Source organism: Carboxylicivirga marina, from assembly GCF_016612505.1.
Taxonomy (GTDB): Bacteria; Bacteroidota; Bacteroidia; order Bacteroidales; family Marinilabiliaceae; genus Carboxylicivirga; species Carboxylicivirga marina.
This window is the reverse complement of the sequence record NZ_JAENRR010000103.1, coordinates 1-9,667: the sequence shown is the minus strand read 5'-3', so window position 1 is coordinate 9,667 and position 9,667 is coordinate 1. Positions and strand designations below refer to the sequence as shown.

General features: G+C 31.8%; 11 protein-coding genes. 9 read left to right on the top strand and 2 right to left on the bottom strand.

Translation table 11 applies throughout. From position 1 onward, the window contains the following. Window positions 1–122 precede the first annotated feature (122 nt). Window positions 123–326: a helix-turn-helix transcriptional regulator gene (locus tag JIV24_RS21400; protein ID WP_234445916.1), complete on the bottom strand. Its 204-nt coding sequence runs from the start codon at window positions 324–326 to the stop codon at window positions 123–125. After that, on the bottom strand, window positions 313–789 hold the full coding sequence (locus JIV24_RS21395; protein WP_200467128.1) for a hypothetical protein: 477 nt from the start codon (window positions 787–789) through the stop codon (window positions 313–315). Before JIV24_RS21395 ends, JIV24_RS21400 begins: the two co-directional genes overlap by 14 nt. A gap of 351 nt (window positions 790–1,140) precedes the next feature. Between JIV24_RS21395 and JIV24_RS21390 the strand changes: the two genes are divergently transcribed. The 9 genes from JIV24_RS21390 to JIV24_RS21350 all read left to right on the top strand — a co-directional run bounded on the left by JIV24_RS21390 (window position 1,141) and on the right by JIV24_RS21350 (window position 9,514). Further along, window positions 1,141–1,854: a DUF4919 domain-containing protein gene (locus tag JIV24_RS21390; protein ID WP_200467127.1), complete on the top strand. Its 714-nt coding sequence runs from the start codon at window positions 1,141–1,143 to the stop codon at window positions 1,852–1,854. A gap of 207 nt (window positions 1,855–2,061) precedes the next feature. Next, window positions 2,062–2,877: a retropepsin-like aspartic protease family protein gene (locus JIV24_RS21385; protein WP_200467126.1), complete on the top strand. Its 816-nt coding sequence runs from the start codon at window positions 2,062–2,064 to the stop codon at window positions 2,875–2,877. 25 nt (window positions 2,878–2,902) lie between these two features. Continuing rightward, window positions 2,903–3,238: a hypothetical protein gene (locus tag JIV24_RS21380; protein WP_200467125.1), complete on the top strand. Its 336-nt coding sequence runs from the start codon at window positions 2,903–2,905 to the stop codon at window positions 3,236–3,238. 226 nt (window positions 3,239–3,464) lie between these two features. Beyond that, on the top strand, window positions 3,465–5,162 hold the full coding sequence (locus JIV24_RS21375; protein ID WP_200467124.1) for an ATP-dependent nuclease: 1,698 nt from the start codon (window positions 3,465–3,467) through the stop codon (window positions 5,160–5,162). Window positions 5,163–5,286: 124 nt separating this feature from the next. Then, window positions 5,287–5,826, top strand: a complete 540-nt coding sequence (locus JIV24_RS21370) for a hypothetical protein (RefSeq protein WP_200467123.1) — start codon at window positions 5,287–5,289, stop codon at window positions 5,824–5,826. Window positions 5,827–6,120: 294 nt separating this feature from the next. Then, the gene (locus tag JIV24_RS21365) at window positions 6,121–6,645 is read left to right on the top strand and encodes a hypothetical protein (RefSeq protein ID WP_200467122.1); all 525 of its coding nucleotides are present in this window, start codon (window positions 6,121–6,123) and stop codon (window positions 6,643–6,645) included. A 25-nt stretch (window positions 6,646–6,670) separates the two neighbouring features. Beyond that, window positions 6,671–7,330: a Shedu anti-phage system protein SduA domain-containing protein gene (locus tag JIV24_RS21360; protein ID WP_200467121.1), complete on the top strand. Its 660-nt coding sequence runs from the start codon at window positions 6,671–6,673 to the stop codon at window positions 7,328–7,330. Between the two features lie 236 nt (window positions 7,331–7,566). Next, on the top strand, window positions 7,567–8,700 hold the full coding sequence (locus JIV24_RS21355; RefSeq protein WP_200467120.1) for a transglutaminase domain-containing protein: 1,134 nt from the start codon (window positions 7,567–7,569) through the stop codon (window positions 8,698–8,700). Window positions 8,701–8,911: 211 nt separating this feature from the next. Continuing rightward, window positions 8,912–9,514: a hypothetical protein gene (locus tag JIV24_RS21350; RefSeq protein ID WP_200467119.1), complete on the top strand. Its 603-nt coding sequence runs from the start codon at window positions 8,912–8,914 to the stop codon at window positions 9,512–9,514. The last annotated feature ends 153 nt before the right edge of the window (window positions 9,515–9,667 follow it).

Sequence of the window (9,667 nt, the reverse complement as noted above, 5' to 3'; positions counted from 1 at the left end):
CCCGCCTCGATAGTCTCGTCCTTTCGGACGGACAATCTCAACGCAAATCTGCTACAGCGCCATGCGGCCAACCGTTGGTAGCAATGTAAAAACCCCTACTTTCTTTATAGGGGTTGTTTGTATTAATCGGTTTCTTCTAAAAAGAAAATTTCATTTACAGGTTTGTTGAAAAACTCTGAAAGTTTTAATGCTAAAATTGTCGACGGAACAAATTTATTAAGCTCTATAGAATTAATTGCTTGTCTTGTTACTCCGATTATTTTTGCTAATTCTTGTTGGGTTATACTTTTGATAGCCCTTTCAACCTTAAGATTATTTTTCATCATTCAGATTTTTTTGGGACATATAAATCATATATTTAAATCTAATTATAAAGAACGTTAGAACTGTGAACATATTGAATATCATCACATAAAAAAAGCCTAGTTCAAAAAAGAACAACATACAAAAAATCAAAATAATATAGTTAGCATAAATAGACCATACTAATGATTCTGTTCGAACTTTAGCTATAAATTCATCTTCATATTTTTCATTAGAAAAACCTATAAAAATAGCACCAATAATAAAAAGTATTCCAAAAATTTCGTTTGCAATGTTATTTGAAACTACTCCGAAAGTAGTACTAGAGCTAGGAAACATTTCTGAATAGATTGCAAATACATTAATTTCTAGAAAATTGAATTCAAGGATTTCGAAGAAATTTAAAAGACCAAGAAATGAGGATGGTAATAAGATAAACCAACCGATTCTTTCAAAATGATTTGGAAAAAGAAATTTCGTTTTCATATCTATTTGTTTAAAAAGTTACAAATCAAATGTAATACATATATTACACAATGACAACTATACATTACTTTTAGACACTGATGCATTACATGCAATCTATGTCAATTACTATAAATCACTGCTACCAACACGCTAGTATAAAGCATATGGCGTTCGCACGTTTTAGGAAGTGTAGTTAGGTAATCAAACACCGCCAAATCTTTGATTTGGCTTTCGAAATGAAAAGATAAAAACAAATAAAAGATTTGGCTCAGTGGAGTTTGGGAAGGTTTGGTTCGTTAAATCGCCATACGCTTCATCTAGCCAACCGTTGGCAACAATAAGCACAGACGTAAAATAATAAAGTCGGCTATGAAAAAAATAGAACTTATTCTAACATTCACCTTGATTTGTGGTAGCTTATTCTCTCAGAGTGATTTTACGCAACCTAATTACGAAGAGATTAGAAAAGAGATTTCCAGACCTGATTCAAGATTTTACTATCCAGAATTATATTCAAAATATGTCGAGAATGACACTACGCTAGACAGAGAGGATTATGTCCATTTGTATTTTGGATTCATATACAATTCAAAATATGAGCCATACGGAAATGCTGATTTGAAAAAAAAGGTGGATTATTATGCCAAACGACCAGAGAAACAATTAACGACCAATGATATTGATTCTTTATTTAAGTATACAAAATTGATGCTTGAGACAAACCCATTTAATATTAGGGATTTAAACAAACTAATTTATTATTATCACAAAAACGGTGATACAGATAATGAGAACAAATATTTGTACAAGGCTAAAATGATTATTGAGACAATTTTAGCAAGCGGTGACGGAAAAACTAAATCAACCGCATTTCATGTTATTTCACCTGGACATGAATATGATATACTTGGGGCGATTGGATTCGAACCTATAACGCAGAAACTTGTCGGTCAGTATTATGATTATATTAAAGTGCGTAGGAATAAAGCCAAGATTAAAGGGATTTATTTTAACATTACCAAGGTCTTTGAATCACAAATAACATATAATAAACACATTACTGTTGCCAACAATGGCTTATAAAGCAAAAGTGAGCCGACTCATTCTGGTTGGTTCTTAGCTTCGGAAACCACCGCCAAATCGTTAATTTGGCTTTTGAAAAGTATAAGATAAAAACAAAATCAACGCTCTGGCTACTTAGCATTTTGAAAGGTAAATTTGGTAACAAATCACTTTCGCTTCATAGCCGGTTCCGTTATGGCGCATTTGCACACACAAAACATTAAGTATATGAATAAATATCTATTAGTTCTAGTCGCTATTTTATATAGCATATCTGTCAATTCCCAGACTGTTATTAAAATGACTAATAATAATGGTGTTTATACAATGCCATGTAAAGTCAATGGGTTACCTCTTAATTTTATATTTGATACAGGAGCAAGTAATGTATCTATTTCATTGACAGAAGCGATATTCATGCTAAAGAATGGGTATCTAAAAGAGAGCCAAATGGGTACAAAAGAATACTATAGACTCGCGAATGGAGAAATATCAGAGGGGACAAAAGTGGTTTTATCCAAGGTTGAGATTGGTAATTTAACTTTAGAAAATATTGAAGCGAGCATTGTACATGAACTTTATGCTCCTTTATTACTTGGGCAATCTGTACTAAGTAAGTTTAGTAATATCATGTTTGATTATCAGCGAGAAACATTGACATTAAATAAACTAGGCGGTAAATCAAATAGGACACCTAACAATCAAAAACTATATAGTAAAAGTTTAGAATGCGTTAGTTCTGGCTTTTACATTAAGCCTGATAATGATATTAGAATCACCAACATTTCAACACATTTAAGTCAGGAAAAGAGCAAGAAGCTAAAGACTATAACTTATTCTAATGAAACTGGCTACAGGTTAAAATATATTGAATTAAAGGTAACGATACTTAATAATTTAATGGAAGAGATTAACAACTATAATGTTTTCGTACCAAGACCAGTCAACAATCTAGAAAATGAAATATATGAAATTACTGAAGATATAAGTATTGAAGATATGCAAACCTGTATCTTATCTATTTCAGACTGGGATATTTATTAAGTATTAATACAAGAAATTAAGAAAAATGAAAGCAACCGAAGTTAAGAATTATCCGCTCTTCATCTTTAAAGCTAAAGGCTTCTGTATTCAAACAGCAGACTATAATTATTTGAAATACATTTTTAATGAAGATTTAAAGGAGGTTAAAACAAGTTTCCATATTGATGACATCCTATATTTTAAAATGTCAACAGGTGACTTTAGAAAATTTAAAATTACAAACATTGAAATTAAAGGGGTTGTTGACGATTTGGATTTAAACCAAATTGGAGTTATTTCAGATGGTTGTTCTGAAACAGTTGGAGAGCCCAAAGACGAATGTATGTTCCTATTGATTGAAATGGATGAATTAAAAGAATAAAAAACGACGCCATAACAAACCGCTATAAAGCAAAAGGGGCTCGGACTATTTTGGAAATTTTGTAGCTTCGGCAACCACCGCCAAATCGCAGATTTGGCTCTGAAATGAAAAGTTAAAACAAAATATGCGCTTTGGCTCTGCCCAATTTGGAAAATTTGTAAGATTAAATCCCCTTTCAGCTTCATGCGGCAGGCCGTTAGCAGCAACATAAAACCCAAAACAGCAAATGAACTTAGTAAAATTCTCAGTAACAAATTTTAGGAGTATAACTCAAGCATATCGAATTCCAATTACAGAGATTGCAGTGTTAATTGGAAAAAACAATGAAGGAAAATCCAATATGCTCAGAGCTTTAAATATTGCGATGAACATATTAAGGTTTCATGCTGATTCGAGCCGAAGACGATATAGCCTTGGATATTTAAGTAGAAATAATGAATCTCATTATAGATGGGAACGGGATTTTCCAATTCCATACCAAACACGGACAAAAAATACCCAATCAATATTTAGATTGGAGTTTGAATTAAACTCCAGTGAAGTTCAGGAATTTAAGTCGAAAATTGGCAGTAATCTCAACGGAACCTTACCAATTGAAATTAGAATAGGTAAAGATCAAGAGCCAAAAATTAAAGTAATTAAGACTGGTAGAGGTGCTAAAACTTTAAATTCGAAATCTAAAAATATAGCTGAATATATAGCAGATAGAATATTTTTTAATTACATACCTGCAGTTAGAACAGACCAAGAAGCTATTAAAGTAGTTAATGAAATGATGTCTGAAGAGCTGGCAAAGTTAGAATCAGACGAAAAGTATAAAGAAGCGCTTGATACTATTAAAGACTTGCAGACTCCGATTTTAAATTCATTATCGGAGAACATCAAGGAGTCTTTAACAGAGTTCATTCCACACATAAAAGATGTTTCGATTGAAATACAAGAAGGTCGACGAAGATATGCATTACGACAGCAATTAGACATTGTAATAGATGATGGAAATAAAACCAATCTAGAATTTAAAGGTGATGGCGTTAAAAGTTTAGCAGCTCTAGGATTATTAAAGAATATATCAGTTAAAGAGGGTGTTGTGTCATTAGTCGCTATTGAAGAACCAGAGTCTCATTTACATCCAGGAGCAATACATATACTTCGAGATACAATTTATGAACTCGCTGGTGTTAATCAAGTAATTGTATCTACTCATAACCCTTTGTTTGTTGATAGAAATAATCTTCGCTCAAATATTATAATTGACTCAGGTAAAGCAAAAGCTGCCAAATCCATTAGAGAAATAAGAGACATTATTGGAGTTAAAGCTTCTGATAATCTGTTGAATGCAAACTATGTTTTAGTAGTTGAAGGTGAAGAGGATATCATTTCATTAAGAGCTATACTCCCTACATTAAGTGACAAAATTGCGAAAGCATTAAAAAGTAATTTATTAGTTATTGATAAGATTGGTGGTGCTGGTAACTTATCTTACAAACTGTCACTTTTAAAGAATTCTCTTTGTTCAACACATGTTCTGTTAGATAACGATGCTGCAGGGCGAAATGCATTTAATAAAGCGAAAGATGATGATAGTTTGAAAGTTCGCGATTGTACTTTTATTAATTGTAACGGAATGACCAATTCAGAATTTGAAGACTGTCTCAACAAAGATGCGTATTTAAATGAAATACAAGAGGAATATGGCGTAAATGTTGTGCCTCAATTTAGGACAAATAAAAAATGGTCTGAGCGAATGAGAGCTATTTTCCTTTCGCAAGGTAAGCCATGGACTGAGCAGATGGAAGCACAGGTAAAATCAACCGTTGCAAAAGCAGTAGCAAAAAAACCAGAAACATCTTTGAATACACATAAAAGGAATTCGATTGATGCTTTAGTTGTGTCTTTAGACAAATTAATTGAAAAAGCAAAGTAAATGCAGCTGCTAACAATGGGTCATAATGCATAGCTTGCCGCAGGCGCAACACAAGCTACGCATCATACCCGAGACCGTTGTGTGCTATGCTACGTGACGAAATATCAACTTCATTTTTTATAATATGAGAATCAATACCGGCAAAGAGAAATATAGTTACAGCTTAATTGTTCTATTTCTAATTCAGTTCGTATTACTCTTAAGTTGTGGGCGAAAAAGCGAATGTGACAAAAATGAAATTTATAAAACAAAAAGAGAATTTGGAGAAGTTGCAAATCAAATTTCTAAGAATAAGCTTGATTCGATAATTTCGGATTTACCATATTGGAAACTTAATGAATTTAAAACAGCTGATTCTAAAGAATGTATTGCTGTAGAGATTCTAAAAAAATACATAAAGACAAAAGGTTGGAAAACAAATCAGTTCATTATATATAGCATTAAAAAAGAAAATGATTTAATTCTGGAGTTTTACCTAGACCATATTGATGGGTTGGTGTATAGATATAATCTTGACAAATTAAATTCAGAATTGTCTGAGAAAACAACCGCGGATGGATTTTTTGAAGTAATTCTACCAATAACAGGAAATGTTTCGGGCTACGAAGGGTGTTATCTGGTTGATATTGGAACAAAAGAAGTTAAAGTAGTTTATGCACAATAAAGCACAAGCACACAACAATGGCTAATAAAGCATAAGTGAGCCGACTCATTTTGATTTGTTCTGAGTTTCGGCGAGCAGCGCCAAATCTTTGATTTGGCTTTAGAAATGAAAAGATAAAAACAAATACAACGCTTTGGCTCGGTGAAATTTGGAAGTGAGTACGGTTAATATTCACTTACGCTTCATAGCCTAGCCGTTGTGTGGCATAATGACCAATTTCAAGTAGAATAAATATTAGATTTTCAAAATTAACACAAAGTAACTGGCATAATATTTATTAATTAATTACAAAGAATGAAAAATAAATTGACAATCATTTTATTCCTTTTACCAACTGTTTTATTTGGACAAATTGAAATTAAAGGAATTAAATTAGGGAGTACTCAAAAAGTAGATGTTGAAGTAACAAGCCTTGTAAAGGCTAGGTATTATCTTAATGCAAGTAAATTACCCGACGGTAGAATTTATGACATATTTATTAAACCGACTAGTATGAAATATGGTTCTTATTCTACTTTTGATATTTTTAAATCAGGTATTAATACAGATAGATATATTACATTTCAAGAATTTGAAAATTTGAAGGCTGCTTTTGAAAAAAAATTCAGTCTAAAATTCTCTCACACAGAGAAAATTGAAACAATGTGTGGCACATTTATAGCAAATAAGAATGGAGTAACATATAATATTGGAATTATCCCTAATTTCTCAGACCCAGGTAGCTATGTTTTAGTTATGAATGTTACAAATAATAATTTAAAGAAAATAAGTGAAAATCATTATGAGAAAAAGCACCAAGAGAAGTTAAATGATATTTAATTGTTTTTTTAAAAAATTAGTTTAAATGAAATTACCAACAGCACCCAAACCAATACCTAAAAATAAAGAAGAAATAAAACATCCTGCTGATTATCCTCCAAAAGAATATTTTACCCATAAAATATTTCTTAAAGATAAAGCTGTATTTAGACTTACAGAATTAATACAAAGTAATGCAGGAGAAAGAGAACTTGATAAATGCCTTACAGACAATCCAGAATTATTTGATTCAATTTTGGATAACACAGGCAATCATGGGATTTGGGTGCTATCTAAACAACAAATAAAATCAAGAGTGAGTAACAAAAGGGGACTAATTCCTGATTTTATTGTTGGAGGCAAAAATTCGGATGGTTTTCAGTGGTGGGTGGTTGAGATTAAAGGTGCTAATCAGAAATTATTTAGGAAAAGTTCTCAAGATGAATATTATTTAACATCAGAAAGTAACAAAGGTATTTCTCAATTAGTTGAGTATATTGATTATTGTAGAAAGCAACAGGCATATTTTCGTGATGAATTGAAATTGAAGGATTTTAGGGAGGTTAATGGTATCCTTATTCTAGGTAAAGAAGAGGAATTTGAAGACAATGAAATCAGACAAGAATTAAAATCTGCATGGAATAAAACTTTAATGCCAAATATTCAAATAAGAACTTTTAGTTCAATGCTAAGAAAGTTGAAATAACGCCACACAACACGCTAGTATAAAGCAATTGGCGTTCCTGAGAATTTGGAATTTAGATTGGTTATCGACCACCGCCAAATCTTTGATTTGGCTTTAGGCTTGAAAAGATAAAAACAAATAAAAGATTTGGCTCATTGGAGATTTGGAAGGTTTGGTTCGTTAAATCGCCAATCAGCTTCATCTAGCCAAACGTTATGCGCAAGCAAGGCGAACGACTACAAAACATTAAATTACAGATGATAAAGGAGATTTTACTTTCAGGATTTTTGATAATAACTACAATTGGCTTTGGTCAAACTGATTTCTCAACGATTGATGAAAAATCCAAAGTTGTTCCTGATTCTTTGACCGATTTCAAAGATATAGCAGAAAATCTTACGAATGACTTAAAAACAGATACAGAAAAAGCACGAGCCATTTACATTTGGATTGCCCATAATATTCAATATGATTTAACTCAAATAAATTCAGATTTACGTTATGGTTCTGACCAAGAAATTATTGACGAAGTTCTTAATGAAAGAAAAGGTGTATGTCAGCATTACTCAGAACTTTTTCTTGCAATGAGCAAATCTGTTGGTTTAAAGAGTTATTTGATAAGTGGATACACACGAGATGTGTTCGGGGAAATTGCAGATGTCAGTCACGCATGGAATGGGATTGTTATTGATTCGAATTATTATATGATAGATGTAACATGGGCTGCAGGATACGAGTTTAGAGGAAAGTATGTCCACAAATTTAGAGATGATTACTTTTTAAAAACACCTCAAGAGTTTATTCAAGACCATATGCCATTTGACCCAGTGTGGCAATTTCTAGATAACCCACTAAATAACGATGAATTTATCTCCAAAGATTTCTCAAAACTTGATAAATCTGGAGATTTTGCATTTAATGATTCAATTCAACAATCTGTGATAAGTAATGATTTGGCTCAACTTGAAAATTCAAATAAACGGATTATAAAGTGCGGGGTTAAAAACAACCTGATTCAAAAGCAGATTGATGAAAATATCCTTCAGATAACAAACAGAAAGTACAATTTAGCGATTGACACTTTAAACTATGGGATTGACAATTACAATTTGTATATAACTCATAAGAACCGACAATTCCGAAATCCAAAACTGAATGATTCTCAAGTAATAGATTTGATTGTTAGTGCTGACAAAGGAGTATATGCAGCGAATGAAATGTTTAATAAATTGATTTCTTCAAGCTCGGAACTTAACGACTTGATTACTGATGCAAGAGACAGAATGCCCGATTTAATTTCTGATCTGGAACGTGAAAAAGATTTTGTTGATAGATATTTGAAAAAGTGGAAACCATTGCGGATTTTTATGTTTTTAACGTATGGATACTAATGAATGCCAGCGCATAACAAAAAATATAGGTCATTTGGCGGATAGTGCTAAATTTGAGCATGGTAACAATTAATAAAAATATTAGCGGTTTGATAGGTAGGTGTTTCAAAGTGCCAAACGCCCCATATTCAGTCCGTTAGGCAAAATTAAATATTGCAGGACATAAAAGTTAAATATCCTTATCGTGTATGTGTTTTTAAGCTAAATATATATGACAACTCAAAGAAAAAAAATAATAGGAATTAATAATTATGAACGTCAGGTGTTTAATGCTGAGTTAATAAAACTCTCTGTTACAATAGTTGTTTTTATTGTTATTGCCTTTATGGCCGCAGTTGCAGACCGATTTAATTTATATTTAGCTACAATTGCAATAATATTATTGAGCGCAACCATATATTATACTAATAGAAGCATAGCGTCATATAAAAGAATGCAATTAATATTTGATTACTCTGGTGTTGTTTTTAATGGTAAACATATGAGGTATCAAGATTTAAAAACAGCAAGTGCTTATTTTATTCATGTCAGACAAGATAGAAGTAGTCGATACGCAACTTGGACAGAGGATTATTATTACAGGTGTTTTAGTTTAAGATTTAAGTTAAAAGATATAATGATTGGTTATATTTTTGAGACATACGGGGAAGTACCTACGGCCAAAGATTACAGGAATGAAATCGAAGAAAAAATAAATGGTCGTTGCGAAACATATCATAATGATACACCATACATTTTTATTTTTACTGAAGATGATTTTGCTCTTATATATTCAAAAATCAAGAAACTTAACTTAGAAATAATTCACACATAAAAATAACTTTGCCTAACACGCTAGTATAAAGCATATGGCATTCGTAGCTTTTAGGAAGTGTCGTTCGTTAGTTGACCACCGCCAAATCTTTGATTTGGCTTTAGAAATCGTTAGTTTGTAGTTTACCAATACCAGTAGATTATAATAGAGTCA

Coding starts and splice junctions, on each gene's coding strand:
- JIV24_RS21370 (WP_200467123.1), top strand. CDS start 5,287: ATGAGAATCAATACCGGCAAAGAGAAATATAGTTACAGCTTAATTGTT.
- JIV24_RS21385 (WP_200467126.1), top strand. CDS start 2,062: ATGAATAAATATCTATTAGTTCTAGTCGCTATTTTATATAGCATATCT.
- JIV24_RS21400 (WP_234445916.1), bottom strand. CDS start 326: ATGATGAAAAATAATCTTAAGGTTGAAAGGGCTATCAAAAGTATAACC.
- JIV24_RS21380 (WP_200467125.1), top strand. CDS start 2,903: ATGAAAGCAACCGAAGTTAAGAATTATCCGCTCTTCATCTTTAAAGCT.
- JIV24_RS21390 (WP_200467127.1), top strand. CDS start 1,141: ATGAAAAAAATAGAACTTATTCTAACATTCACCTTGATTTGTGGTAGC.
- JIV24_RS21360 (WP_200467121.1), top strand. CDS start 6,671: ATGAAATTACCAACAGCACCCAAACCAATACCTAAAAATAAAGAAGAA.
- JIV24_RS21365 (WP_200467122.1), top strand. CDS start 6,121: ATGAAAAATAAATTGACAATCATTTTATTCCTTTTACCAACTGTTTTA.
- JIV24_RS21355 (WP_200467120.1), top strand. CDS start 7,567: ATGATAAAGGAGATTTTACTTTCAGGATTTTTGATAATAACTACAATT.
- JIV24_RS21375 (WP_200467124.1), top strand. CDS start 3,465: ATGAACTTAGTAAAATTCTCAGTAACAAATTTTAGGAGTATAACTCAA.
- JIV24_RS21395 (WP_200467128.1), bottom strand. CDS start 789: ATGAAAACGAAATTTCTTTTTCCAAATCATTTTGAAAGAATCGGTTGG.
- JIV24_RS21350 (WP_200467119.1), top strand. CDS start 8,912: ATGACAACTCAAAGAAAAAAAATAATAGGAATTAATAATTATGAACGT.